General features: G+C 64.6%; 21 protein-coding genes. 11 read left to right on the top strand and 10 right to left on the bottom strand.

Features of this window, described 5'->3' with window-relative positions:
• Positions 1–6: 6 nt before the first annotated feature.
• From C5F70_RS08480 to C5F70_RS08495, 4 genes are all read right to left on the bottom strand, one after another.
• Positions 7–1,422, bottom strand: a complete 1,416-nt coding sequence (locus C5F70_RS08480; RefSeq protein ID WP_046383236.1) for an efflux transporter outer membrane subunit — start codon at positions 1,420–1,422, stop codon at positions 7–9.
• Positions 1,419–4,598, bottom strand: coding sequence for an efflux RND transporter permease subunit (locus C5F70_RS08485; protein ID WP_104903096.1), 3,180 nt, complete (start codon positions 4,596–4,598; stop codon positions 1,419–1,421). The genes C5F70_RS08480 and C5F70_RS08485 overlap by 4 nt, the downstream gene beginning before the upstream one ends.
• Positions 4,599–4,613: 15 nt before the next feature.
• Entirely contained in the window at positions 4,614–5,855 is a 1,242-nt protein-coding gene (gene mexE / locus C5F70_RS08490) for a multidrug efflux RND transporter periplasmic adaptor subunit MexE (RefSeq protein WP_017847284.1), read from the bottom strand.
• 204 nt (positions 5,856–6,059) lie between these two features.
• Positions 6,060–6,956 (bottom strand): LysR family transcriptional regulator, encoded by an 897-nt coding sequence (locus C5F70_RS08495; protein ID WP_104903097.1) that lies wholly within the window; start codon positions 6,954–6,956, stop codon positions 6,060–6,062.
• A gap of 101 nt (positions 6,957–7,057) precedes the next feature.
• Between C5F70_RS08495 and C5F70_RS08500 the strand changes: the two genes are divergently transcribed.
• From C5F70_RS08500 to C5F70_RS08520, 5 genes are all read left to right on the top strand, one after another.
• Positions 7,058–8,065: a polysaccharide deacetylase family protein gene (locus C5F70_RS08500; protein ID WP_046383240.1), complete on the top strand. Its 1,008-nt coding sequence runs from the start codon at positions 7,058–7,060 to the stop codon at positions 8,063–8,065.
• A 25-nt stretch (positions 8,066–8,090) separates the two neighbouring features.
• Positions 8,091–8,633, top strand: coding sequence for an ester cyclase (locus tag C5F70_RS08505; protein WP_104903098.1), 543 nt, complete (start codon positions 8,091–8,093; stop codon positions 8,631–8,633).
• A 115-nt stretch (positions 8,634–8,748) separates the two neighbouring features.
• On the top strand, positions 8,749–9,183 hold the full coding sequence (locus tag C5F70_RS08510) for a nuclear transport factor 2 family protein (RefSeq protein ID WP_104903099.1): 435 nt from the start codon (positions 8,749–8,751) through the stop codon (positions 9,181–9,183).
• Entirely contained in the window at positions 9,180–10,649 is a 1,470-nt protein-coding gene (locus C5F70_RS08515; protein WP_104903100.1) for an FAD/NAD(P)-binding protein, read from the top strand. Before C5F70_RS08510 ends, C5F70_RS08515 begins: the two co-directional genes overlap by 4 nt.
• A complete protein-coding gene (locus C5F70_RS08520; RefSeq protein WP_104903101.1) occupies positions 10,646–11,311 on the top strand; it encodes a glutathione S-transferase family protein in 666 nt (221 codons plus the stop codon). The genes C5F70_RS08515 and C5F70_RS08520 overlap by 4 nt, the downstream gene beginning before the upstream one ends.
• On the opposite strand, the gene C5F70_RS08525 is transcribed toward C5F70_RS08520, so the two are convergent.
• A complete protein-coding gene (locus C5F70_RS08525) occupies positions 11,286–12,047 on the bottom strand; it encodes a helix-turn-helix transcriptional regulator (protein ID WP_017847291.1) in 762 nt (253 codons plus the stop codon). The genes C5F70_RS08520 and C5F70_RS08525 overlap by 26 nt on opposite strands.
• 137 nt (positions 12,048–12,184) lie before the next feature.
• Here C5F70_RS08525 and C5F70_RS08530 point away from each other — a divergent pair, with 137 nt between their 5' ends.
• The 6 genes from C5F70_RS08530 to C5F70_RS08555 all read left to right on the top strand — a co-directional run bounded on the left by C5F70_RS08530 (position 12,185) and on the right by C5F70_RS08555 (position 19,231).
• Complete coding sequence (locus C5F70_RS08530; RefSeq protein ID WP_104903102.1) at positions 12,185–13,558, top strand: MFS transporter; 1,374 nt, start codon at positions 12,185–12,187, stop codon at positions 13,556–13,558.
• 97 nt (positions 13,559–13,655) lie between these two features.
• Positions 13,656–14,996: a lysine N(6)-hydroxylase/L-ornithine N(5)-oxygenase family protein gene (locus C5F70_RS08535; protein ID WP_256588375.1), complete on the top strand. Its 1,341-nt coding sequence runs from the start codon at positions 13,656–13,658 to the stop codon at positions 14,994–14,996.
• Positions 14,997–15,012: 16 nt separating this feature from the next.
• Positions 15,013–15,366: a cupin domain-containing protein gene (locus tag C5F70_RS08540; protein WP_017847294.1), complete on the top strand. Its 354-nt coding sequence runs from the start codon at positions 15,013–15,015 to the stop codon at positions 15,364–15,366.
• Positions 15,363–16,487 carry an FAD-binding oxidoreductase gene (locus C5F70_RS08545; protein ID WP_226926317.1) on the top strand — a complete coding sequence of 375 codons (1,125 nt, stop codon included), beginning with the start codon at positions 15,363–15,365 and terminating at the stop codon, positions 16,485–16,487. Before C5F70_RS08540 ends, C5F70_RS08545 begins: the two co-directional genes overlap by 4 nt.
• Before the next feature lie 4 nt (positions 16,488–16,491).
• Positions 16,492–18,114, top strand: coding sequence for a methionine--tRNA ligase (locus C5F70_RS08550; RefSeq protein WP_104903105.1), 1,623 nt, complete (start codon positions 16,492–16,494; stop codon positions 18,112–18,114).
• Positions 18,107–19,231 carry an FAD-binding oxidoreductase gene (locus C5F70_RS08555; protein WP_104903106.1) on the top strand — a complete coding sequence of 375 codons (1,125 nt, stop codon included), beginning with the start codon at positions 18,107–18,109 and terminating at the stop codon, positions 19,229–19,231. The genes C5F70_RS08550 and C5F70_RS08555 overlap by 8 nt, the downstream gene beginning before the upstream one ends.
• A gap of 160 nt (positions 19,232–19,391) precedes the next feature.
• On the opposite strand, the gene C5F70_RS08560 is transcribed toward C5F70_RS08555, so the two are convergent.
• From C5F70_RS08560 to C5F70_RS08580, 5 genes are read right to left on the bottom strand one after another with little or no spacing between them, the layout of a single operon-like run.
• A complete protein-coding gene (locus tag C5F70_RS08560; RefSeq protein ID WP_104903107.1) occupies positions 19,392–20,672 on the bottom strand; it encodes an OprD family porin in 1,281 nt (426 codons plus the stop codon).
• A gap of 31 nt (positions 20,673–20,703) precedes the next feature.
• Entirely contained in the window at positions 20,704–21,840 is a 1,137-nt protein-coding gene (locus C5F70_RS08565) for an ABC transporter substrate-binding protein (RefSeq protein ID WP_046486463.1), read from the bottom strand.
• A 50-nt stretch (positions 21,841–21,890) separates the two neighbouring features.
• On the bottom strand, positions 21,891–22,646 hold the full coding sequence (locus C5F70_RS08570; RefSeq protein WP_226926318.1) for an ABC transporter ATP-binding protein: 756 nt from the start codon (positions 22,644–22,646) through the stop codon (positions 21,891–21,893).
• A 5-nt stretch (positions 22,647–22,651) separates the two neighbouring features.
• Positions 22,652–24,418: an ATP-binding cassette domain-containing protein gene (locus tag C5F70_RS08575; RefSeq protein WP_104903109.1), complete on the bottom strand. Its 1,767-nt coding sequence runs from the start codon at positions 24,416–24,418 to the stop codon at positions 22,652–22,654.
• Entirely contained in the window at positions 24,418–25,455 is a 1,038-nt protein-coding gene (locus C5F70_RS08580; protein WP_102618766.1) for a branched-chain amino acid ABC transporter permease, read from the bottom strand. The genes C5F70_RS08575 and C5F70_RS08580 overlap by 1 nt, the downstream gene beginning before the upstream one ends.
• Between the last annotated feature and the right edge of the window lie 189 nt (positions 25,456–25,644).

The raw sequence follows: 25,644 nt of genomic DNA on the forward strand, positions 1-25,644 counted from the left end.
TTTACATCACTTGGCCGTAGCGACCACCGTATCCGGCTGCCAACCGCCACCCAGCGCCTTGTAGATCGCAACAATCCCGCGATACAGATCAACCTCGGCCTGGGCCTGGGAGTCTTCGGCAGCGAGGCGTTCGCGTTGTGCGTCGAGCAGCACGAGGAAGTCCACGGTGCCTTCGCGGTAGCGGATCGCGGCGAGGTCGGCGGCGGCGCGGCTGGATTCGCTTTGGCGGATCAGCGAGACCAGGCGTTGCTGACGCTTGCCGTAGTCGCTGAAGGCGTTCTCGGATTCTTCCAACGCCAGCAACACTTGCTGCTCGTAGTTGGCCAGGGCGCCATCGGCCTCGGCATCGGCGCCGCGCAGGCGCGCACGCACGCTGCCCAGGTCAAACGCGGCCCAGGTGATGCTCGGGCCGAGGGCCCAGGCATTCGCCGCGGATGAACCGATCTGCGAACCGCGCCCGGCGGTGAAGCCGAGGAAGCCGCTGAGGCTGACCCGTGGGAACAGGTCGGCCTTGGCCACGCCGATGCGCGCGGTGGCGGATGCCAGTTTGCGTTCGGCACTCAGAATGTCCGGGCGCCGTTGCAGCAGTAGCCCTGGATCGCCGATCGGCAGCGCCTTGGCAATCGCCGGCAAGTCTTTCGGGCTCAGGTCCACGCTCAGCTTGTCGGGGCGCTGGCCGAGGAGGGTGGCGATGCGGTTGCGCTCGCGCACTTGTTCGGCCTGCAGTTGCGGCACGCTGGCTTCCACCGCTGCGAGGCGCGCGTCGGCACGTTCCACGTCGAGTTGGTCGCCCACGCCGGCATCGCGCAGGCTGACGGTGATGGTGCGCGACTCCTGTTGGTTCTTCAGGTTGTCCAGGGCGATGCGTTCACGCAGTTGCGCGCCGCGCAGTTGACCGTAGGCGTCCACCAGTTCGGCAATCAGCGTGACTTGCAGCTGGTACAGGTCGGCTTCGGCCGCTTGCTGGTCGGCGTCGGTGGCTTCCAGGTTGCGCTGGATGCGGCCGAACAGGTCCAGCTCCCAGGCCATGTCCAGGCCCAGGTCATAACGCTCGCTGTTGACGCGCTTGGTGGTCTGGCCAGGGATTTGCCCCTTGGCCAGGTCACTGCTGGCGCGGCTGGTGATGGTCGGCATCGCGTCGTTGCTGGCGTCATCGCGGATCGCCCGTGCGGCCCGCAGGCGGGCAAACGCCACACGCAGGTCGCGGTTACCGCTCAGCGACTGAGTCACCAACTGGTTCAGAGTCGGGTCGTCGAATTGCTGCCACCAGATGCCTTCGAATTTCCCGTGGTCGTATTTTTTGGCATCGGCGGCAGCCGTGATATTGGCCGCCTCCGGGGTCTGGGTTGTGTAGTCCGGGCCCACGGCACAGGCGCTCAGCGCCAGGACCAGCAAGCTCGGCAGAAAGACTTTCACACTCATTGCTGTGTCTCCAGCTTCAAGGCCTTGGCCGCTTTGCGCGCGTCCTGGCGCTCCACATAGCGACGGATGAGTACGTAGAACACTGGTGTCAGCAACAGCCCGAAGAAGGTCACGCCGATCATCCCGGAGAACACCGCCACGCCCATGGCATGCCGCATCTCGGCACCGGCACCGCTGGACAGCACCAGGGGCACCACACCCATGATGAAGGCGAACGAGGTCATCAGGATCGGCCGCAGCCGCAGACGGCAGGCTTCCAGCACCGCGGCGAGCGGGTCGAGGCCTTCCTGCTGTTTATCCTTGGCGAACTCGACGATCAGAATCGCGTTCTTACAGGCCAGGCCCACCAGCACGATCAGGCCGATCTGGGTGAAGATGTTGTTGTCGCCGCCCGAGATGATCACCCCGGTGATGGCCGACAGCAGCGTCATCGGTACGATCAGGATCACCGCCAGCGGCAGGCTCCAGCTTTCGTATTGGGCGGCCAGTACCAGGAACGCCAGCAGCACACACAGCGGGAACACGAACAGCGCGGTGTTGCCCGAGAGGATTTGCTGATACGTCAGGTCGGTCCACTCGTAGGTCATGCCGTTGGGCAGTTCATCCTTCAGCAGTTTTTCAATCGCGGCCTGGGCCTGGCCGGAGCTGTAGCCCGGTGCAGCGTTGCCGTTGATTTCCGCGGTGATGAAGCCGTTGTAGTGCATTACGCGGTCCGGGCCAGAGGTGTCGCTGACCTTGATGAAGGTCGCCAGCGGGATCATCTCGCCTTTGTTGTTGCGCACTTTCAACTGGCCGATCTGGTCTTCATCCAGGCGGAACTGCTGTTCAGCCTGCACGTTGACCTGGTAGGTGCGGCCGAAGCGGTTGAAGTCGTTGGCATACAACGAACCCAGGTAGATCTGCAGGGTGTCGAAGATGTCGCTGATCGCCACGCCGTGGGTCTTGGCCTTTTCGCGGTCGATGGCGGCATCGACCTGGGGCACGTTGACCGTGTAGCTGGTGAACAGGCCGAACAGCTCCGGCGTGCTGCGGCTCTTGGTGATGACGTTCTGCACTTCTTTGTACAGCTCTTCGTAACCCAGGTTGCCACGGTCTTCGATCTGCAGGCGGAACCCGCCGATGGTGCCCAGGCCCTGTACCGGCGGCGGTGGGAAGATCGCCATGTAGGCTTCCTGGATGTCGCTGTACTTGCCGTTCAGCGCACCGGCAATCGCACCGGCGGACATGCTCGGGTCTTTACGCTCGTCGAACGGTTTGAGGGTCACGAACACGATGCCGCTGTTCGGGCTGTTGGTGAACCCATTGATCGACAGGCCCGGGAAGGCCACGGCGCTTTCCACGCCCGGCTGTTTCAGGGCGATGTCGGACATGCGCTTGATCACGTCTTCGGTGCGATCCAGGCTTGCGGCGTCCGGCAATTGGGCGAAAGCCACCAGGTACTGCTTGTCCTGGGCCGGTACGAAACCGGTCGGGGTGTGGGCAAACCCGAACCACGTCAGCACCATCAGGCCGGCGTACAGGAACAGCGCGATGCCGCTGCCGCGAATCACCCGGCGCACGGTGCCGACGTAGCCATGGCTGGCTTTTTCGAAGAAGCGGTTGAACGGCCGGAACAACCAGCCCCCCAACAGCTTGTCGAGTATCTTGGAGAAACGATCCTTCGGCGCGTCATGGCTGCGCAGCAACACAGCAGCCAGGGCAGGGGACAAGGTCAGCGAGTTGAAGGCCGAGATCACCGTCGAAATCGCAATGGTCAAGGCGAACTGCTTGTAGAACTGCCCGGTCAAGCCGCTGATGAAGGCGGCGGGAATGAACACGGCGCACAGCACCAGTGCCGTGGCGATGATCGGCCCGGTCACTTCGCTCATGGCCTTTTCAGTCGCCTGGAACGGTTCCAGCCCCAGCTCGATGTTGCGCTCGACGTTCTCCACCACCACGATGGCGTCATCCACCACGATGCCGATGGCGAGTACCAGGCCGAACAAGGACAGCGCGTTGAGCGAGAAGCCGAACAGGTGCATCACCGCAAACGTACCGATCAGCGAGACCGGCACCGCCACCAACGGAATGATCGAGGCGCGCCAGGTCTGCAGGAACAGGATCACCACCAGCACCACGAGGATCAGCGCTTCGAACAGGGTATGCACCACCGCCTCGATGGAGCCGCGCACGAAGATGGTCGGGTCGTAGACGATGCTGAAGTCCATGCCTTCGGGGAAGCTCTTCTTCAGCTCCGCCATTTTGTCGCGCACTTCGTTGGAGATCTGGATCGCGTTCGAACCCGGGCGCTGGAAGATCGGGATCGCCACGGCCGGCTGGTTGTTGAGCAACGAACGCAGGGCGTATTGGCTCGAACCCAGCTCGACCCGCGCGATGTCTTTGAGGCGCGTGATTTCACCGTTATCGCCGGCGCGAATGATGATGTTCTCGAACTCTTCTTCCGTGACCAGGCGGCCCTGGGTGTTCACCGACAACTGGAAGCTGGTGGCATTCGGTGCAGGCGGCGCACCCAGCGCACCGGCGGCCACTTGACGGTTCTGCTCGCGAATCGCGGTCACCACATCGGTGGCGGTCAGGTTGCGCGAAGCGGTCTTGTTCGGGTCCAGCCAGACGCGCAGGGAGTAGTCGCCCATGCCGAACAGCTGCACATCACCCACGCCGCCCAGGCGCGCCAACTCGTCCTTGATGTTGAGCAAGGCGTAGTTGGACAGGTAAAGCATGTCGTAACGCTGATCCGGGGAGGTCAAATGCACCACCATGGTCAGGTCGGGGGAGGCCTTGTCCACGGTGATACCGATGCGCGTCACTTCCTCGGGCAGCTTGGGTTGCGTGCGCGTCACACGGTTTTGCACCTGCACCTGCGCGTTGTCCAGGTCGGTGCCCAGGGCGAAGGTGATGGTCAGGGTCAGTTTGCCGTCGGCGGTCGACTGCGAGGACATGTACAGCATGTTCTCGACGCCGGTGATCGCCTGTTCCAGCGGCGCGGCGACGGTTTCGCCGATGACTTTGGGGTTGGCGCCAGGGAAGTTGGCACGCACCACCACGGTCGGCGGCACCACTTCCGGGTATTCGCTGATCGGCAGTTGGAACAGCGAGATCGCGCCAGCGATCAGGATCAACAGCGAGAGCACCGCTGCGAAGATCGGCCGCGAAATGAAGAACTTGGAAAAATTCATCTTGAGTCGTATCCCTTAACCGCGTGGAGTCGCGACGGCTGCGAGCTTGGGCGCGGTTTTTTCCGGCGCCACTTGCTCCAGGTTGCTGGCTTCAAGCGCTTGTCGTTGTTGGGCCAAGGCGGCGAGGGTTTCCTTGCTGGCCATCGGGATGGTTTCCGGGGCGACCGGCGCGCCCGGGCGCACACGCTGCAGGCCCTTGACGATAATGGTGTCGTCCTTGTTCAGGCCGCTGCGCACAATGCGCAAACCTTCGATCTTCGGCCCCAGTTCCACCGAGCGGTAGGCTGGCTTGTCGCCTTCCATCACCAGCACGAACTTCTTGCCCAGGTCGGTGCCGACCGCTTCATCGTTGATCAGCACGGCGGAGTAAGTGCCGCTGCCGACCAGTTTCAGGCGGGCGTACAAGCCAGGGGTGAATTCGCCTTTGCTGTTGTCGAATACCGCGCGGCCACGGATGGTGCCGGTGGCCGGGTTGACCTGGTTGTCGACGAAGTTCATCTGGCCCAGGTGCGGGTTGCCGGTTTCATTCGACAGGCCCAGGTACACCGGGGTGGTCGCGCCACGGCGACCCTGGCGGGCGAGTTCGGTGTACTTGAGGTACACGCGCTCATCGGCGTCGAAGTAGGCGTAGACCTTGTCGGTGGAGACCACGCTGGTCAGTGCGGTGACGTCGGCGGTGACCAGGTTGCCAGCGGTGATCTCGGCACGGCTGACACGGCCGCTGATCGGCGCGATGACGCGGGTGAAGCTCAGGTTCAGCTTGGCCAGGTCCAACTGCGCCTGGATGCCGGCGACAGCGGCGCGGGCTTCCTGGGCGGCGGTGGTGCGCGAGTCGGCCAGTTCGGCGGAGATCGCGTTGCTCTGGCGCAGGCGTTCGCCCCGTTGCGCTTCGTTATCGCTGCGGGTGGCGGCGGCTTTGGTCTGTTGCAACTGGGCTTCGAGGCGGCGCACCTCGGCCTGGAACGGGCGTGGGTCGATCTGAAACAGCAGGTCGCCTTTCTTCACGAGGGCGCCTTCGGTGAAGGCCACCTGATCGATCTGGCCGGACACCCGTGGACGGATCTGCACGGTTTCCGGTGCTTCCAGGCGTCCGGTGAATTCGTCCCACTCGTTGACCGGTTGCTCAAGCACCTTGGCCACGCTGATTTTTGCAGGAGGCATGGCGGCCGCTTGTTCCGGGGTTTTGCCGCACGCGCTCATCACCGCCACGGCCAGAATCGCCAGGGGCAAGCGTAAGTGTTTGAGTGTCTGTTCCATGAGGTGTATCCGCCAATGTATTTGAGATGGGCGGATCATGCGCGGGGAGCTGCTAGGTCACGAATCGAATGAAGCAAAGATAACTATCATTCGGAATGATATAAGCGCGGAGTGAGCCCTCTAGTCTGCGGGTTTCATTAGGCAGCTATCAATATGCTTGATGACAAAGGCATGTTGCGCGCGCTGCAAGGAACGCCGCAACGCCTAACTGGCACTGTCGCTCGCCAGCTGCGCAACGATGCGTTCTATCAACATTCTCACCCGTCTGGGCTGAATGCGCGTGGGCGGGTAGACGATGTTCAGCGCTGTGCGGCCCAGGTCGTAATCCTCGAGCACCTCGACCAAGCGGCCGGCGTCGAGATCGGCACGCACGTCCCACACCGATTTCAAGCAAATCCCGTGGCCGGCCAGGCACCATTGGCGGACCAGCGCGCCGTCGTTCGCCACGCGGCGGCCACGCACCATGATCCGGTGGGTCTGCCCGTGCTGCATGAACGCCCACTCCCGCGAAATATTGACGCCGAAGCGCATCACCAGGCACTCGTGCGCGGCCAGGTCCTCGGGGTGTTGCGGGGTGCCGTGGCGCGCCAGGTACAGCGGTGATGCACACACCACTCGGCGGTTTTCGCCAATCAGACGGGCATGCAGGGTGCTGTCGGCCAGCGCGCCGAAGCGCACGGCGAAGTCGATCCCCTGGCCGACGGGGTCGACATAGCCGTCGCTGAGGTTCAGGTCGATGCTGACCTGCGGGTGCTCCTGCATGAACTGCGCAAGGATCGGCTCGATGTATTGGCGGCCGAAGTCTTGCGGGGCGCTGAGGCGGATCGGCCCGCAAAGGGTGTCGGCGCCCAGGCGAATGCTGGTGTGCAACTCGTCGGCGTCTGCCAACAGGCGATGCGCGCCATCGACCAGCAGGCGGCCTTCATCCGTGAGGTTGATCGCGCGGGTGGTGCGCTTGAGCAGGCTGGCGCCGTAAAAACTCTCCAACTGCGCCAGCCGTTCCGACACCGAGGCTGGCGATAAGCCCAGTTCCCGGCCGGCGGCAGACAGCCCGCCTTTCTCGACGATCAACAAAAACAGCTCAAGGTTCTTCAGTAGCATTGTTCGGTTTTTCCGAAAGTGATTTTTGATTTCAGCTCAATTATCAAAATAAACCTAAAGGACTAGCGTTGCATCCGTGTTTATTCAACGGAGTTACCGTCATGTCATCTGTGAACCTGCAACGGCGTACCTTCCTGGCCCAGGCGGGCGCGGGCGCCGCGGTGTTGACCGCCGGATCGCTGCTCGGCAGCGCCAACGCGAGCGCGGCGCAGGCCGGGCAGAGTGGGGCGGCACCGGCTGCGCGCCAGGCCAAGGGTGGTTTCTGGCCCGGCGACACACGGCTTGTGGTCTCGATCTCGATGCAGTTCGAGGCCGGCGGGCAACCGCTGAAGGGCACCGACAGCCCGTTTCCCAAGGTGGACTTCCCCGACAGCGTGCCCGCTGACCCGGCCACCAATACCTGGTTCGCCTATGGCTACCGCGAAGGCATTCCCAGGCTGCTCGACCTCTGGGACCGGCATGGGGTGAAGGTCACCAGCCACATGATCGGCGATGCGGTGAAGCGGCATCCGCAGTTGGCCCGGGAAATCGTCGCGCGCGGACACGAGGCGGCGGGCCATGGCCCGCGCTGGAGTTCGCAATTTGCCATGAGCCGCGATGAAGAACGCACGTTCCTGCGCCAGGCCGCGAGCATGGTGCAGGACGTCACCGGCCAGCCGGTCAGCGGCTACAACTGCAATTGGCTGCGCCGTGGCCCCAACACCCTGGCGCTGCTGCAAGAGCTTGGCTACGTCTATCACATCGACGATGTGAGTCGCGACGAGCCGTTTATCGAGCAGGTCAACGGCCAGGATTTCGTGGTGGTTCCGTACACCTTGCGCAACAACGACATCGTCTTGATCGAAGGCCGCAACTACTCACCGTCGCAGTTCCTGGAACAGGTGAAGCTGGACTTCGACCAGCTGTACGAAGAGGCCGGCAGCCGGCGCCGCATGATGTCGATCAGCGCCCACGACCGCATCAGCGGTACGCCGCAAATGGTCCGGGTCTGGGATGAGTTTTTGCGCTATGCCAACCGCCACCCCGGCGTGGCCTTCATGCGCAAGGACGCTATCGCGCAGTACACCCTTAAAAGCCCGCTTAGCCTGCGCGAACACGAGACCCTCTGAGCCCATCACCCAAGGAGATTTTTCAATGAAACCCTCACCTATAGCGCGCGTTTGCTTCATCGCCACACTCTTGACCTCGACCTTTTCCGGCGCCGTCCTCGCGGCCAACACTGAACTGGTCAAGCCGGGTGTGCTGGTGGTGGACAAGAGCCTCCCGCCTGCGCAACTGGCGCTCATGGAAACCGCCGCCCGCCGTTATGACACCTTCTGGGATACCGGCGACGAAAGCCTGGCCCGTGAGGCGCTGGCCGCAGATTTCATCGACAAAACCCCGCCGGCCGGACGTAAACAAGGCCCCGAAGGCCCGTTGCTCGCCTCCCGGGCGTTTCGTGAAGCGGTACCGGACCTGCGTTGCGAGGTCGAACACATGCTCATCGCCGGCGACCGCGTGGTTGTTCACCTGCATTTTCGCGGGCACTTCACCGGCACCTTCGGCCAGATCAAGGGCGCTGGGCAGCCCGTGGACTTTATCGCCACCGATATCTATCAGATCGACAACGGCAAGATCGCCGCCAACTGGCACATCGAAGACAACCTCACCTTGATGAAACAGTTGGGCGCCCTGTAATCCTTGAGAGGCATCGCGTGCCTGACACTTCGGGCCAGGTCGAAGCATGGCGGGGTGGCAATTTTTTACAATTGCGGCTTCTATTAGCAGCGGTGCTGCCACGCGAGGAAACCTCATGACTGCGTCCATCGATCCCGGCCTGCTGGCTATCTATGAAGCCTGGCACGCCAGCGTCTGTGCCGGCGACCTGGCCGCGACGGCGGCGTTGTATGCCGAGCAGGCGGTGTTCGAAACGCCGCTGGTGCTGGCGATCTACCCCGACCACGGCAGCGGCGTGCTGGTCGGCCGGGGGACGATCCAGCGGTTCATGGAGGACAGCAAGCGCCGCTTTCCCAATGACCTGGCTGAGTGGTATCGCAGCGATAAAGCCTTCATCAACGGCCGCAACCTGACGTGGGAATACCCGCGCAAGACGCCGACGGGGGAGCAGGTCGACCTGATGGAAATGATGGAGATAGAAGACGGCTTGATCACCTGCCACCGCGTGTATTGGGGCTGGTATGGCGTGCGCTTGCTGGCGCCAGTGCTGGCGAAGGCGCAAGCGCTGTGAACCCGCGTGCGGCGGTTGCGATCATTGGTGGGTCGGTGACCGGTGTCGCGGCGTTTATCCAACTGGTGCGCGTCGGCAACGCCAAGCGTATCGACATCATCGATCCCGAGGGGCTGGCGGACTCGATTGCCTTCGGCGTCTGCGAGGACGTGCTGTTATGCAATACCTCGGTGCAGACCCTGTCGATACTGGACGATGAGCCGCACGACTTTCAGCGTTACCTCCAGGCGCAGGGCATCGACGTCAGCGAAGACGCGTTTGTGCCACGGACCTGGGTGGCGGGCTATCTCAAGCAACGCTATGCCGAGTACCGCGATGTGGCCGAGGCCCGGGGCATTGCGCATCGGATCGTGCGGGCGACGGTGCGGCATATCCAGCCGGTCGCGCGCGGCGACTATCGCCTGGTGCTGGATGAAGGCAGCGAGCTGCGCGCCTGTGCCGTGCTGGTCTGCACCGGCAGTGCCGCGCCGTTCGTGCCGCCGCTGGTCAGCCCGCATGCCGGTGCGCCGGGCATTTTCTCCACGCCATACCCGGCCAAGGCCTGGCTGGACAGCCTGGATAAACCGTCACGGGTCTTGGTGCTGGGCAGTCGCCTGTCGGCGGTCGACAGTGTGTTGCTGCTCTGCGGCGCGGGACACCGGGTGCTGATGGCGTCGCCTTCCGGGCGTTTGCCGGGCGTGCGTACCGCCACCCCCCGGCGTGGCGCGGTGGCCCTGGATGAAGCGCGATTCGCCCGGCTGGACCTGGAAAACCCCAAGCTGTACTGGCACTTGCTGCGCATCGTTGCGCGGGCGACCAAGGCGATCAATGGCCGCTCGCTGCGCGAACAAGTCGATCGCAGCGCGGAGCCCACCCAGCGCCTGCGCGGCGAAGTCGCCTTGGCCCGACGGGGCGCGACGGACTGGCAGAACCTGTTGGTGCAGTGCATGGACCTGGCCGACGTGAAGTTGCGCGCGGCGCCGCCCTCGGTGCGCGTGGCGGCGCTGCAAAACTGCTGGGAAGCGGTCGGGCGTTACCTGTTCGCGGTGCCTTTGCAGACCGCAACCACGCTGCTGCGCCTGATCGACGAAGGGCGCCTGCAACTGGCCGCGCACTTGCCGACACAGCTTGAGTGGCGAGGCCAATGGCGGGTCCACGATGCCCAGGGGCGCATCGAGGCGGTGGATGCGGTGGTGTGCGCCAGCGGTTTTCATAAACAGTTTTTCCATGCCTCGCGCAACGGCCTTGAGCTGCAGGTGCCGCCGGCAACGCCGTGTACGCCGCCTTATGTGTCAGCGCAGTTGCAGGTCAGCCTGCCCGGCGCCGAAGCGCCGGAAGACATCTGGCTGCTGGGCGTGGCCTCGTACCTGGCGGCGCCGATGGTCAATTCGGTGTACCAATCGGTGCGCCAGGCCCGCGAGGTGGTGATGCTGCTCGCCGAGCACCCTTCATTCATGGACAAACACGCAACCGAGGCAGTGGCATGAAAGTGTATGGCGACAGAGGTTCGAGCAATACCCGGCGCGTACTGACGACCGCCGCTTACCTGGGGCTTGAGGTCGAATTCGTCTTCCTCGATCTGTTCAGTGGCGAGAACCGCACGCCGGAGTACCTGGCGCTCAACCCCAACGGCACGATCCCGACCTTGGTCGACGGCGACGTGGTGCTGTTCGAAGCCTCGGCGATCATGATTTACCTGGCGGAACGGGCCGGCTCGTCATTGCTGCCCGCGGGCAATGCCAAGTACGAAACGCTCAAATGGATGTTCTGGGCCGCCGAGCATTTTCGTCGCGGGCCCACGGTGCTGATCGAGCAGCGGTTCATGGACCGCCTCAAAGGCCGCGCCGAGAACCCGACCCTGGTGGCCGAAGCGTTGCAGGCGATCCACCGCTACACGGCGGTGCTCGACGGGCACTTGCGCACCCGGCGCTTTGTGGTGGGCGACGCGTTGAGCCTGGCGGACATCGACCTGGCGGCCCCGCTGAGTCATATCCCGCGGACCCAGGCGCCGTTTCTGGAGTATCCCCATGTGGCGGCCTGGTACGCGCGGATCAATACGCTGCTCGCCTGGCAGCAGAGTGGGGTGGCCCAGGAGCGCCGCATCGCCGAAATCGAGCGCTTGTTCAGCTCGCAACAGGTGCCGGCATAAGGGTTTTCCTGGCCGGGGTCACGGCATGCAGCGGTGCTTCGAGATGGCGCAGATGCTCAATCCCCAGATGCAGCTTGAATGCCCGCCAGCCCGAGCCGGTTACATACACCGCACGCGAGCCGGCGGTTCGGCGCAGCCAACCCAGCCGGCAAAAAGTCTCCAGCAGGTGGGTGCCGAGCGGCCCGGCGATGTGGTGTTGCCGTTCGGTCCAATCCAGGCAGCGGCGGGCCTGGAGGTGGTCGTACAAGCATGGCTCGCCGGCCTGCGGGGTGAGTGACTGCAGCCACTCGGTACCACGCCGGGTGAGCACGTATTCGCGCTCGTCGCTTTCAAGGAGAAAACCCTGCTCCAGCATGCCTTGGGTCACCGCTACGCCGACCTGGCCGGCCAGGTGGTCGTAGCAGCAACGGGCAAAACGCAATTCATGGGCCGAACGGTTGGGCAGGCTACGCCACGAACTGGTTTGCGGCGCGACCGCCGCCAGGCTTTCCAGCACATGGGACACATCGGGGCCGGCCAATTGATAGAAGCGGTTGCGGCCCTTGGTCTCCACGGTGAGCAAGCCGCCGTCGAGCAGCTTCGCCAGGTGCGAACTGGCCGTCTGCGGCGTCACGCCAGCGGCATCGGCCAAGGCGCTGGCAGACATCGAACTGCCATCTGCCAGGGTGATCAGGATCACTGCGCGCACGGGTTCGGCGATCAGGTAGGCGATGGATGAGATTTTTGGCTGGGTCATTCCGTCGAACTCCGTGCTGTGCCAGGTGAAATCGGATTTCAGGATGACATAAACATAAACACTTCGACACAGCTCGAAGCGTTTATCCCAGAAAGCTGCATATAGTCGAGCCGCCCCCTTAAAGGACGCTCGCGGTCATGACCTCCAACACCCGCTACCAACGACAAGTACTGATTGCGACGAGTCTGAGCTATGTGGTCGTTATCCTCGACACTTCGATTGTCAACGTGGCAGTGGAGTCGATTTCCCGCACCTTTGGCTCGGGTATCACCGGGCTGCAGTGGGTGATCAACGCATATACCCTGACCTTCGCCAGCCTGCTGCTGACGGGTGGCCTGCTGGGCGATCGTTTCGGCGCGAAGAAAATCTACGCCGTCGGCCTCGGCCTGTTTGCCCTGGCCTCGGCGTTATGCGGCCTGGCCACCGACCTGCCGGAGTTGGTCGGTGCGCGGGTCCTGCAGGGGCTGGGCGCCGCGTTGCTGGTGCCGTGTTCCTTGATGTTGATCAACAGCGCCTACCCGCAGACCCACCAGCGCGCCGGCGCCATTGGCGTGTGGGCCGGGTGCGGCGGCATCGCCATGGCGGCCGGACCGTTGGTGGGCGGCATACTGATCGAGCTGTTCGGCTGGCGCAGCATCTTCTTGATCAACGTGCCGATCGCCCTGGTGGGCGTGTGGCTGACCTCGCGCATCCCGTCTTCGGCACCGTTGGCGCCAAACCGGCACTTGGACGTCACTGGGCAAGTCGCCGCGATTATCGCGCTGGCGACCTCGGTGGCGGTGCTGATTGAAGGGGCGAAGCTGGGGTGGAACTCCGAATGGGTGTACGCCTGCGTGTTCGTGGCCTGTATCGCCTGGTGCGTGTTCTTTGTGACCGAAAGCCGCCACAAGGACCCGATGCTGCCGCTGCAGTATTTCCGCAACCCGGTGTTCTCGGGGGCGACGCTGCTGTCGCTGGCATCGGCCCTGGTGTTCTATGGCCTGTTTTTCCTGCTCAGCGTGTACTTCCAGAGCGAGCGTGGCTGGTCGCCGCTGGACACCGGGCTGGCTTTCCTGCCATTGACCGCCATGGTCACCCTGGGCAGCTTCACCTGCGGCCGGCTGACCCGTGCGTATGGCGCGCGCGCCGTGCTGTGTGCGGGGTTCGGCCTATACACCGTGGGGTTTATCGGCCTGTTCGCCCTGGCCAGTGACGCACCGTACTGGCGTATCGCAGTGTGCTACCCGGCCGTGGGGTTCGGTGCCGGGATCATCACCCCGGCCGCCACCTCCGTGCTGATGAGTGTGGTTGACCGCACCAAGGCCGGGGTGGCGGCGGGCACGCTCAATGCCAGCCGCCAAAGCGGCTCCGCCTTCGGCGTGGCGATCTTCGGCGCCTTGCTCACCTCGATTCAGCCCCTGGGCGATGCCATCGACGTCGCCGTCAGCGTCGCCATCGGCTTGTCGTTGCTCGCCATGCTGATGGCCGCCCTGGTGCTGAAAGCGCCGGCAGCGCAACCCGTGGAAAGTTGATGGACCTGCACCTGTAAAGGCGATTGCCCGGCACGTTTTCGTGACATTCGCGAAGCGTCGCTGCACCTGAAAAACATCATCAATAGGGATAATGATCATGAATCTGCGTTCTGCACCTGCAGTTGTCGATATGGCAGGGATCGGCATCGGTCCGGCCAACCTTAGCCTGGCGGCGCTGGCCCAGCCCAAACCGAGCATTAGCGCAGCGTTCTTCGAGCGCAGCAGCGAATTTCAATGGCATGCGGGGATGATGGTGCCCGAGGCCAAACTGCAGGTGCATTACCTCAAGGACCTGGTCAGCCTGGTGGACCCGTCCAACCCGCTGTCATTCCTCGCTTACCTGGCGCAGAAAAAACAGCTGCTCAGTTTTATCAACGCGCATTTCGAGCAGGTGCTGCGCCGCGAGTTCAACCAGTACTACCGCTGGGCGTGCAGCCAGCTGCCGAATCTGCATTTCAACAGCGAAGTGCGTTCGGTGACGTTCGATAACGGCCTGTTCCTGCTCCAGGGCGATACCTGGGCGCAGCCGGCGCGCCACCTGGTGTTGGGCACCGGGCAGCAACCGTCGATCCCGGCGTGCGCGCAGGCGCATCTGGGCGATACGCTGTTTCACTCCTCGCAGTACATGACCCGCAAGCGCAGCTTCAAAGACCAGCGCGTGGTGGTGATCGGTGGCGGCCAGACCGGGGCCGAAATCATCCAGCACCTGCTGTCCGACACCGCCGCCTTGCCCGCCAGCGTGACCTGGGTCTCGCGGCGCTGGAATTTTTCGCCGCTGGATGAGTCGCCGTTTACCAACGAGCTCTACACCCCGCAGTACAGCGACCACTTTTTCGCCCAGCCCGAGGCCGTGCGCCGGCCATTGCTGGTCGAGCAGAAACTGGCGAGCGACGGCATTTCCCAAGCGTTGTTGCAGTCGATTTATCGCCGCCTGTACGAGCTCAAGCACGTCTTGCAGCACCCCTGTCACATTCGCCTGCTGCCCGGGCGCGAGTTGACCGCGATTCAGCAGCGCCCGCATCACTGGAGCCTGTCGATAGCGCACGGGCACAGCCAGGTGCAGGAGGAACTGAGTGCCGACACCGCGGTGCTGTGTACAGGCTATGCCTACCAGATGCCGGCGTGCCTGGCGGCGCTCGAATCACGGATTACCCAATGCAACGGCGAGTACGTCTTCAACGATGACTATTCCGTCGCCTGGGATGGGCCGCAGGGCTCGGCCATCTATGTGCAAAACGCCGCGCGCAGCCAGAAAGGCATCGCCGACCCGAACCTGGGCCTGATCCCCTGGCGTTGCGCGAACATCATCAACAGCGTCAGCGGGCAAGCCCTGTACGACTTGGATGAGCCCGAGGCGTTCGTCCAATGGGGCGCCAACGAAGTATTCGACGAGGTCGGCGATGCGCGTTTCGATCGCCTGACCGCTCTCGCCAACTAGACCCAGGAGCCCGGTCATGGAACCCATCACACTTGCCCCCAACGGCAATGCCCCGGTGATTCGAGAAACCGAGGAGCCCGTGGCGCCGGAAGGCGTGCGCCTGTACCTGCACCACTTTGCCGGCAAACTGGCCAATGCGCCGATCCAGTCATCGCGTTTCACCCTCGAGCCACACAGCGCGACCGACGAAGACAAGCACGCCGTGAACGAAATCTGGTTTATCAGCGGCGGGGAGCTGGACGTCTGCTACGACGGCACCTGGCACGCGGTCAGAAATGGCGAAAGCCTGTATTTCGCGCCCTGGCGGCCGCATTTCGCGCGCAACAACGGCATGACCCAGGTCCAGGTGTTTTCGGTGTGGTGGGCATGAGCATGGCGCAGCACTTCGACCTGGTGATTGTCGGAGGCGGCATTATCGGTGCCTGGGCGTTGCATCATGCGACGCAACGCTATCCCCACTGGCAGATTCTGCTGATCGACCGCTACCGCATCGGCGACGGGGCCACCGCCCATTCGGCGGGTGTGCTGCTGGCCACCGGCCGCTCGCCGCGCGAACGGCGCCTGGCCGGGGAGAGCGCCGAGCTGTATCGGGCCCTGCGTGATCGCCTGGGCATCCGCACCACCCAGGCGCCGGTGTACTGGCTGGCCGAACGCAGCTTTAGCGCAGACATCGAGCAGGCCCTGGTCGATGCGCCGGTTCAGCCCGCCGACTTGTGCGTGGCGGACCTGGGCTCACGCCTGGGCGCCCCACTCAACGTTGGCACGAACGAAAGCCTGTTGCGTGGCGGCACCGCCGAAAGCTATGAGCCACCGCTGGTGGCGCGGTTGCTGATCGGCCACAGCCTGGCCAGTGCCCATGTGCGCTGCATCGAAGGCGTAGGCGTGCAGCAGATCGATGCGCTGGGCAGCGGCACGCGCATCACCCTGGCCGACGGCGCCACGCTGCGCGCCCGCCGCACCCTGGTTGCCACGGGGCCGTGGGTCAGCGAGCCGCCGTTCGACGCGCTTGCCGCGCGCCATGGGCTGCGCGTGAAGAAGGTGGTGGCCCTGCATATCGACGGCGTACCGCCGAGCAACGCCGCGGCGCTGTTCCTGCCGCAATCCGACGCTTACCTGATGCCATTGGCGGCGCGTAACCAGTGGTTGTTCAGCTTCCGGTGCGATGAATGGGACGTTGCGCCGCGCAAACATGCACTGGAAATCAACCGCCACGATGTGCAGGTGGCCACCCGCACGCTGGCGCACTACCTGCCCGAGCTGGTGGCCCGCTGTCGCGGCGGCCGGGTGTTCTGCGACAGCTACAGCCCCGGCGGAGAGTCGCAGGTGAGCTTCGACGCCGGGCAGAACCTGGTGTTTGCCGGCGCCGGCAGCGGCGCCGGTTTCCGCCTGGCACCGGGCATTGCCCGCGAAGCCGTGGACCTGCTCGTCGCCCAGTGGCCCGATGCGCCCGCTACCGCCAAACCCACCCTTTCTACTGTTTCGATGGATTGAAAAGATGACCGCTATCGCCGCGCAAACCTTCTTCCTGATGCCCATCCCGCCCACTCCGAACGGCAGGCTGCACCTGGGGCATATCGCCGGGCCGTACTTGCGCATGGACATGCTGGGGCGCTACCTGCGTAGCCAGGGCCATCGTGTCGACGTGGTCTCGGCGGTCGACGGCTTCGACTCCTATGTGCTGTGGAAGGCCCTGCAAGAGCAGCGCACGCCCGAAGCCGTGGTGCGCGACTATCACGGGCAAATCGCCCATGACCTGCGCGCGCTGGATGTCGAGGTGGATGACTTCCTCGACCTGGTGCAAGGCCCCTATGCGCAGCAGCATGCGCGCAATGCCCAGCGCACGGTGGAGCGCCTGGTGGCGCTCGGGGTGACGCAAAGCGTGGTCGAACGCGTGCTGTATTGCCCGGACACCCGGCGCTACATGGCGGGGGCCTGGCTGCTGGGGCAATGCCCGTATTGCCGGGCGGGGGCGGGCGGCTATTTTTGCGAAGCCTGCGGCGCACTGTTTCGCCCGGAAGCCATGCTTGACCCGCAACCGCGCATGGGCGACAGCCCCCTGCACTGGGTTGAGGTCGAAAGCCTGTTTCTGACCGTCGCCCACCCCGAGCAGTTGCTGCAGCGCATGGCGACCTCCGGTGCGCCGGCGTCGATCGTCGAGGTGATTGCGCGCTTCCTGGAACGGGAAAACGGCCGGGTGCGGCTGACCGCGCCGGGGGAATGGGGCGTTGCCTGGAGCGCGGACCGCTTCGGCAACCCGCGCGCGCTGTTCGAGTCGGGCTGGGAGTATGCGCTGACCTGCGCCGACCGATCCCAGGAACAGGCGCCCGAGCACGGCCATGCCATGCTGTGCAGCAGCGAGGTGACGACGCTGGTCAGTTTTGGCATCGACAACGCGGTGCTGCTGTTGGCCGGCAGTGTCGCGGTGATGGATGCGTTGCAGGATCACCGCTCATTCGATTACGTGTTGACCAATTACTTCTACAACCTGCAAGGCGCGAAGTTTTCCACCAGCCGCCTGCATGTGGTGTGGGCCGCCGATATCGTCGAAAAAACCCCGGCGACCAGCGACGCGGTGCGTTACTTCCTCAGCCGCGAAAGCCCCGAACAGGGCGAAACCAACTTCGCCGTGGAGGAGTTTGTCGAGGTGGTCAATGTGGACCTGGCCGGTGCGCTCGACGGCCGCATCGACCTGGCGCTGGCCGCCCTCGATCACACGCGGCCGCAGTCCATCGACCCGGCGTTGTGGCCGGCCCTGGAGCTGGCCGTTACGCGGTTGGGGCAGGCCTTCCGGTTGGACGCTGTGTCGGTGCGCGAAGCCTGGGACGTGCTGCATCAATGGATGCAACGCCCCGACCTGGACGTCACGCAGCCCGCCCACGCCTACCTGTGGCTCAAGGGCCTGGCGTACCTGGCCGCGCCGATCATGCCGCGCCTGGCCGAGTACCTGTGGCAGCGCCTGGGGCATGACGGTTTGCCGCTGATCCAGGCGCTGCGCGCTGCCTCGCAGCCACGCCCGCAGACCTCGGCGCGCCCGCGCTTTGCGCCGCTGTCGCCGGCCGCATTGGCGCCGTGCCTGCCGGCCAGCGTGGTGCTTGCCGGGGCCACCAGCGATGCATGAATACGCCGACGTTATCGTGATCGGCGCCGGCACCACCGGCACCGCCGCAGCCTGGCACCTGGCGCGGGCCGGGGCGTCGGTCAGGCTGCTCGATAAAGGCGCGATTGCCAGCGGTTCGTCGGGCGCATCGCCGGGGATCGTCCGGGCTTATTATTCCGACCCCGCCCTCAGCTACCTGGCGACGCAAGGTGTGCGGGCCTATCGCGAGTGGCCGCAGCACTATCCCGGCGCATGCGGCTACCAGCGCACGGGGTTCCTGACCGGTATTGCCGGGCACGCGCAAGCGACCACCCAGGCCAATGTCGCGCGTCTGCGGGCAGCGGGCGCGCCGCTTGAATGGCTCTGCCCCGAGCAGATACGGGAACGGGTGCCGGACCTGTACACCGATGGCCTGGCGGGCGCGGTCTACGAACCGGACGCCGGTTATTGCGACCCGCGTCTTACCGCGCGCAGCTTTGCCGCCGGTGCGAGCGCCCTGGGCGCGGTGATCGAAGAGGGCCGGGCGGCGCGGCGGATTGTGCGCCAGGCCGGCCGCGTCATCGGCGTGCAGACCGACTGCGGGTTTATCGCCAGCAGCCATGTGATCAACGCCGCCGGGCCGTGGGCTGCCGCACTGGCCGCCGAGTGCGGCGCGCCGCTGCCGATCCACGCCACACGGCAATGCGTGGGCATTCTCGAGGTCTGCGGCGCGGATAAGCCGATGCCGGGCTACTGCGACCGCGACGTCGGCTTCTACCTGCGCCCGGATCGCCCCGGCAGCTACGTGATCGGCGCGCTGGGCGGCACCGAAGGGGCGCCCATCGACCCGGATGCCTTCGACGGCACCTTCAGCGACACTCAGGTGTTGGCCTACCGTGACCGCGCCGCGCAACGCGTGCAACGTTTACTGGGCGCACAGCCGATCGGGCGCCGCGTGTCGTTCTTCGACGACACGCCGGACGGTAATCCGCTGCTCGGCCCGGACCCGCGCGTGCCGGGGTTGATGGTCGCGGCAGGGTTGAGCGGGCATGGTTTCAAGTTCGCGCCGCTGTTCGGACAGGCGATTGCGCAGTGGGTGTTGACGGGGGAGATGTCGGCGGCGATGGCGCCGTTTGCGCTGCAGCGGTTGGTCGGGTAACGGTAATTCAGTAAATTGTGTGGCTGCGCGGGCCGCGATGCAATCTGGCCCCGGGCAACGTCTACTCCTCCATCGGCCTGATCAACGCGGCCGAGTAAGCCTCAACGCAAAACACCCCGCAAAGCCGGGGTGTTTCGCAACGGGTTAACCTATTGAGGCTTTACCAGAGCGCCAAGGTGTAATCGATGTTCACCCGCAGTTCGTTGTCATCGCGAAACGAAGCGGTAGGGGCGAAGTCATTGCGGTACCAGGCATGGCGCAAGCGGAACGCGACGTTCTTGAAGGTGCCGCTCTGCACCACGTAAGACAGCTCTATGTCTTTTTCGCTCTCGTTGCGATCACTGCCGCCCAATGCACTCGGTAGTTCGATATGGCTGGCGTCCAGATACCGCAGCATGCCCTTGAGCCCGGGAACCGCCAGGGCGGCGAAGTCATAGTCGTAGCGGACCTGCCAGGTGCGTTCCTTGGGGTTGAGGAACTCGCTGCTCAAGGCGCCTTCACTGACCACCATCGGTTCTGAACCGGCGATGTAGGGCATTGCCGTGTCACCGCTCAGTTGCATGTAACCGAGCCCGAGGCTGTGGGCGCCCAGGCTGTAGGTGCTCATCACGCCGAAGGTGCGGTTGTCGACCTTGCCCGCTTTGGCGGGGCCGTCCTCGCCACTGATGTGGTAGCGCACATCGGTTTTCACCCGCCCCGGGCCCAGTGGGCGATTGTCGATAAACCCGACGAAGTCCTGGCGATAAATGTCCGCAAGTTCCGCGTGGTAGTACTTGAGTGTGAGAGCGTCGGACCATTTGTAGTCGCCGCCGGCAAAGCTGAAGCTGTCCGATTCGGCCGCACCGTTGAAGCGCCGGTTGGGCGAGGCCAGGGTGATCTTCTGGTAGTTGGTCGAATCGCGCTGGTTCATGCGGTCGAGCCAGCCGGCATTGAGCGTCAGGTTGTCGATGTCCTGGGACTTGAGCTGGGCGCCACGAAAGGTCTGTGGCAGCAGGCGCGTCGGGCTGGCAAACAGGATGGGCAGGTTCGGCGCGAGCGTGCCGCCCTGCAGTTCGGTTTTCGATACCTTGACCTTGCCGGTCAGCCCCAGTTCTGAATAGCTGTCGTTCGGCTGGCGATTAACCGGGTTGTACGACAGCAGGCCGGTGCCGGTGCGATCGGGGCTGGAGTCGAGTTTCAAGCCGAGCAGGCCTTGGGCATCCAGGCCAAACCCCACGGTGCCAGGGGTATAACCGGAAGTGAAGCGCAGGATGAAGCCCTGCGCCCATTCACGGGTGGCCGATTGCGCCGAGTCGCCTTTGTAGTCGCGGTCGAAGTAGTAGTTGCGTGAAGTCAGCGTGGCCTTGCTGTCTTCGATAAAACCCTGGGCCAGCAGCGCGGGGCTGATGCTGCACAGCGTACCGAGGGCGAGGGTGGTGTGAACCCGTTTCAGAGTACTCATGGACGTTGCCTTTTTATTATTGTTGTCGGGGTTATTCAGGGGCATGCAAGAGGACCCACTGCTGATCCTGCACCGTCACCAGTGCGCGAGCGCGCTGGTCGTGGCCGAAGTGGTCGGTGGCGCTCAGGTTGTACACGCCGTGGGTGCCGACCACGTTGCGGGTCTGCTCAAGCTGGTCGCGCAGTTGCTCGCGAAACGCTGGCGTGCCCGGTGTGCTGCCTTTGAGCGCGGCCGGCACGGCGGCCTCCACCAGGCGCATGGCGTCGTACAGGTAGGCGCCGAATGGCGACAGGCTGTTGGCACCGTACTGGGCCTGGTAATCCTGCGCGTATTGGCTGGCGATGGCTTTGGACGGGTGGCTGGCCGGCAGTTTGTCCCACACCACCACGGGCCCCACGGGCAGGATCGCGCCGTTCAAGGCTTTGTCGCCGATGCGCAGGAACGCGCTGTTGGCCGCACCATGGGTGTGGTAAATGGTGCCCTTGTAACCCAGGCGCCGCAGTTCGGTGTGGGGCAGGGCCGCGGGTGTGCCGGTGGCGCCGATCAATACCGCATCGGGCTTGCTGCTCATGACCTTCAGGGCCTGGCCGCTGACCGACGAGTCGGTGCGGTTGAAGCGCTCGTCTCGCACCAATTGGATGCCTGCCGCCGGCGCCATCTCGCTCAGCACTTTGTGCCAGTCCTCGCCCCACACATCGTTGTAGCCGATGTACGCCAGGGTTTTTACGCCGGCTTTTTGCATGTGCTCGATCAGCGCCTCAGCCATCAAGGTGTTGGTCTGGGCGACGGTGAAAATCCAGGTCTGTTCGCCACTTGCCGGGGCGAATGGGGCCAGGGCGATCTGCGCGGTCTTGCTCTCCTTGGCGATTTGCGCCACGGCCGCCGAGGTGGGCACGGTGGTGGAGCCGATCAACAGGTCGACACGGTTTTCGCTCACCAGTTTGCGCGCGTTCTTGGCGGCGGCCGTGCTGTCGCTGCCGTCGTCCAGTACCACGTATTTCACCGCCTGGCCGGCAATTTCCTTGGGCAACAGGGCCACGGTATTGCGCTCGGGAATACCCAGCGAGGCACCGGGGCCGGTGGTGGAGAGAATCACGCCGACGGTCATGTCCGCCTGTGCGGCGGCAGACAGTGAGGCCAGCAACAGCAAGGGAAAAATCGATCTCATACACGCTCCTGATATTTTTTTTATGGTGTGGCAAAGGCTGTGGCAGGGCGCTACGTGCCGGTAGCGCTGGTGACCTCCATGGCGGCTCGGGTGGGTGGGCGGCCCAGGTAGATTTCGGCCACCTGGGGGTTGTTGGCCAAGGCTTGGGCGCTGCCTTCAAGCACGATTTCCCCGACTTCAAGCACGTAGCCGTAGTCGGAAATCTTCAGCGCTGCGCGGGCGTTTTGCTCGACCAGCAGGATCGACACGCCGCTCTGGCGCAGGGTCTCGAAGATCGTGAAGATTTCGCCGATCACCCGCGGGGCCAGGCCCAGGCTGGGTTCGTCGAGCATCAGCAAGCGCGGCTTGGCCATCAGTGCGCGGCCGATGGCAAGCATCTGGCGCTCGCCGCCCGACAGGGTGCAGGCCGGCTGACTGCGCCGTTCGTACATGCGCGGGAACAGGCCGAAGACTTCGTCGAGGGTCTTCTGGTGGTCGCGAAAGCCACGTCGATGACGGCTGAAGGCGCCCAGGCGCAGGTTGTCCTCGACGCTCATCAGGCCGAACAGTTCGCGGCTTTCCGGCACCAGCGCCATGCCCTTGTCGATGCGCTGGGCGACGTCGTGGTGCGCCAGCAGCGGCTGGCCGGCGTAACTCACCTGGCCCTGTGCTGGCAGCAGGCCGATCAGCGCCGCCATCAAGGTGGTCTTGCCGGCGCCGTTGGGGCCGATCAGGCTGACGATCTGGCCTTCCTCCAGGCACAGGTTGAGTTGGCGTACCGCTTCGACCTTGCCGTGGCTGATCGTCAGGTTGCGTACATCCAGCAGGCGACTCATTCGACACCTCCAAGGTAGGCGGCAAGCACCGCAGGGTTTTGCTGTATCTGCAGCGGCGTGCCTCCGGCCAGGCGCTGGCCGAATTCCATCACCACGATCTGGTCGGCCAGGCCCATGACGAATTCCATGTCGTGCTCCACCAGCAGCACGCCCAGGCCTTCGCTGCGCAGTTGTTCGAGCAGGTGGGCGAGTGCCTGCTTTTCGCCATGGCGCAGTCCGGCGGCGGGTTCGTCGAGCAACAGCAACAGGGGATCGCTGCACAGCGCTCGGGCAATTTCGACGATGCGCTGCTGGCCCAACGGCAGGCTGCCGGCGGGGGTGTGCAGGGCGGCGCCCAGGCCCACGCGTTCGATCTGGCGCCGGGCTTCGGCCAGCAGGGCGGCTTCCTCTTCGCGCTCCAGATGCAGCATCGAGCGCAGCAGCCCGGCTTTGCCCCGGGCATGGGCGCCGAGGGCGACGTTTTCCAGGACGCTCATGTCCGGCAACAAACGCACGTGCTGGAAGGTGCGGCTGACGCCCAGTCGGGCGATGGCACGCGGCGACAGGCCGTCGATGCGCTGGCCGAGAAAAACGATCTGGCCGGCATTGGGCGCCAGCACCCCGGACAACAGATTGAACAGGGTCGACTTGCCGGCGCCGTTGGGACCGATCAGCGCGGTGATTTCGGCGCCATTGACGGTCAAACCCATGTCCTTGTTGGCCACCAGTCCGCCAAACTGCTTGAGCAGACCTTCTGCGACCATCAACGGCTGCCCGTTGGCGGGCATCGTCCGGCGGGGCAGCGCATGGGCCGGGGGCTCGGGCAACGGGCGGGGTTGTGCCCTCGGGAACAGGCCGCTCAGCAATGGCAACAGGCCGCCACGGGCGTATTGCAGGACCAGGATCACCAGCACGCCGAAGAAAATCATCTCGACGTTGTCGGCGTGTCCGAACAGCTGTGGCAGTACGTCTTGCAGCACCTGTTTGATCAGGGTCAGCAGGGCTGCACCGAGCAGTGCGCCCCAGAGGCTGGCAACGCCGCCGAGCACGATCATGAACAGATACTCGATACCCATCACCACCGAGAACGGCGTGGGATTGACCACCCGTTGCAGGTGCGCGTACAGCCAGCCCGACAACGCCGCGAGCAGGGCCGCGATGATGAACACCTGCAAGCGGCTGCGCGCCGTGTCGATGCCCATCGCCTCAGCCATGCCGGCGGAATCCTTGAGGGTGCGGATGGCGCGGCCCTGACGGCTGTGCAGCAGGTTGTCGAGCAGCCACAGGCTGATCGCCAACAACAGCCCAATCAGCAGGCTGAAGTCGGCCGGGTCGCGGACCTGCCAGCCGAACAGGCTGATATTCGGCAGGTTTTGCAGGCCGCCGAAGCCGCCCAGCCCGGGCAGGTTGCCGAACAGATAGAACAGCGCCAGGCCCCAGGCCAGGGTGCCGATGGGCAGGTAGTGGCCGGCCAGGCGCAGGGTCAACAGGCCCAGGCTGGTGGCAACCCCAAGGGTAATCGCCAGGCCCGCGAGCAAACCGAGCCAGGGCGACAGGCCATATTGGGTGGTCAGCACCGCGCTGGCGTAGGCGCCGATACCGACGAACGCGGCCTGGCCGAACGAGGTCATGCCGCCGATGCCGGTCAGCAGCACCAGGCCCAGGGCGACCAGGCTGTACAGGCCGATGTAATTCAGCAGCGTGACATGGAAGGTCGGCAGCAGCACTGGTGCCAGGCCCGCCAGCAGCAGCAGGGCGAACAGGGGGATCAGTCGACGGATCATCAGTGTTGCTCCTCAAGGTGAGGGTGCTTCAACGAGAGCCACAGCAGTACCGGGATCACCAGGGTGAACACGATCACCTCCTTGTAGGCCGAGGCGCCGAAGTTGGCGAAGCTCTCCAGGACACCGACGAAAAACGCACTGGCCGCGGCAATCGGGTAACTGGCCAGGCCGCCGAAGATCGCAGCGACAAACCCCTTGAGGCTGATCAGAAAGCCCGAGTCGTAGTACAGGGTGGTCAGCGGGCCGATCAGCACGCCGGAAATGGCGCCGATCAACGCCGCCAGGCCGAACGCCGCCTTGCCGGCCAGCTGTGTGGGGATGCCCACCAGTTGCGCGCCCTTGCGATTCAGTGCCGTGGCGCGCAGGGCCTTGCCATACAGGCTGTGGCCGAAGAACGCGTAGAGCAGGCCGATCAGCAGCAGGGCGCTGGCGATCACCAACAGGCTTTGCAGGCCCACCGGCAGCTCACCGAGCATGAACACCGCTTCGGCCAGGGCATCGGTGCGAACCCCTTCTGCGCCGAACATCAGCAAGCTGATACCCACCAGCGTGATGTGTACGGCCACCGATACAATCAGCAGCAACAGCACCGAGGTCTCGGCCACCCGTTGATACACCAGGCGATACAGCAGCGGCCCCAGCGGCGTGACCAGCGCCAGGGTCAGCAGGATCTGCAACACGGCCGGCAAACCGGCCAGCTCGAAGGTGTCCAGCACCACCCACAGCACCGTCGGCAAGCCCAGGTAGCGTGCCAGCAGGCCGGGCACCCGGCGCGATTGACCACGGCGCAACGCGGCGATGCTGTCCAGTGTGCAGGCGGCCAGCGAGCAGCCGAGCAGCAGCCACAGGGTGCCGGGCACCAGCCCCAGTTGCAGGGTGGCCAGGGTCAGGGCGCTGTAGGTGACGAAGTCGCCCTGGCACACCAGGATGGTGCGCGTCACCGAGAACACCAGCACCAGGGCCAGCGCCACCAAGGCATAAATCGCGCCCGTGGTCAGGCCGTCCTGGGCGAGAAACGCCAGTATCGAGATATCCATGAGCGGCCCTCAGCGAGCGGTAGGGAAGGGAGGCGAAGGTGTGCGCCAGCGGGCGCCGGTCAATGCCGTGCCGGGGTGCTGTCGTCGAGAGGGCGAGGTGTCAAGCGCGCAGGGTGTGGCCGTGCGCAGGGGGGCATGCAAGTGCATAGTGAGGTACCCGTTTTCTATTCTTATTGTCGTGTGGATAAG

It is taken from the genome of Pseudomonas sp. LH1G9 (assembly GCF_002949975.1).
Classification (GTDB): Bacteria; Pseudomonadota; Gammaproteobacteria; order Pseudomonadales; family Pseudomonadaceae; genus Aquipseudomonas; species Aquipseudomonas veronii.

Coding starts and splice junctions, on each gene's coding strand:
- C5F70_RS08500 (WP_046383240.1), top strand. CDS start 7,058: ATGTCATCTGTGAACCTGCAACGGCGTACCTTCCTGGCCCAGGCGGGC.
- C5F70_RS08575 (WP_104903109.1), bottom strand. CDS start 24,418: ATGATCCGTCGACTGATCCCCCTGTTCGCCCTGCTGCTGCTGGCGGGC.
- C5F70_RS08535 (WP_256588375.1), top strand. CDS start 13,656: ATGAATCTGCGTTCTGCACCTGCAGTTGTCGATATGGCAGGGATCGGC.
- C5F70_RS08550 (WP_104903105.1), top strand. CDS start 16,492: ATGACCGCTATCGCCGCGCAAACCTTCTTCCTGATGCCCATCCCGCCC.
- C5F70_RS08525 (WP_017847291.1), bottom strand. CDS start 12,047: ATGACCCAGCCAAAAATCTCATCCATCGCCTACCTGATCGCCGAACCC.
- C5F70_RS08485 (WP_104903096.1), bottom strand. CDS start 4,598: ATGAATTTTTCCAAGTTCTTCATTTCGCGGCCGATCTTCGCAGCGGTG.
- C5F70_RS08560 (WP_104903107.1), bottom strand. CDS start 20,672: ATGAGTACTCTGAAACGGGTTCACACCACCCTCGCCCTCGGTACGCTG.
- C5F70_RS08555 (WP_104903106.1), top strand. CDS start 18,107: ATGCATGAATACGCCGACGTTATCGTGATCGGCGCCGGCACCACCGGC.
- C5F70_RS08565 (WP_046486463.1), bottom strand. CDS start 21,840: ATGAGATCGATTTTTCCCTTGCTGTTGCTGGCCTCACTGTCTGCCGCC.
- mexE (WP_017847284.1), bottom strand. CDS start 5,855: ATGGAACAGACACTCAAACACTTACGCTTGCCCCTGGCGATTCTGGCC.
- C5F70_RS08520 (WP_104903101.1), top strand. CDS start 10,646: ATGAAAGTGTATGGCGACAGAGGTTCGAGCAATACCCGGCGCGTACTG.
- C5F70_RS08480 (WP_046383236.1), bottom strand. CDS start 1,422: ATGAGTGTGAAAGTCTTTCTGCCGAGCTTGCTGGTCCTGGCGCTGAGC.
- C5F70_RS08495 (WP_104903097.1), bottom strand. CDS start 6,956: ATGCTACTGAAGAACCTTGAGCTGTTTTTGTTGATCGTCGAGAAAGGC.
- C5F70_RS08505 (WP_104903098.1), top strand. CDS start 8,091: ATGAAACCCTCACCTATAGCGCGCGTTTGCTTCATCGCCACACTCTTG.
- C5F70_RS08510 (WP_104903099.1), top strand. CDS start 8,749: ATGACTGCGTCCATCGATCCCGGCCTGCTGGCTATCTATGAAGCCTGG.
- C5F70_RS08540 (WP_017847294.1), top strand. CDS start 15,013: ATGGAACCCATCACACTTGCCCCCAACGGCAATGCCCCGGTGATTCGA.
- C5F70_RS08580 (WP_102618766.1), bottom strand. CDS start 25,455: ATGGATATCTCGATACTGGCGTTTCTCGCCCAGGACGGCCTGACCACG.
- C5F70_RS08530 (WP_104903102.1), top strand. CDS start 12,185: ATGACCTCCAACACCCGCTACCAACGACAAGTACTGATTGCGACGAGT.
- C5F70_RS08545 (WP_226926317.1), top strand. CDS start 15,363: ATGAGCATGGCGCAGCACTTCGACCTGGTGATTGTCGGAGGCGGCATT.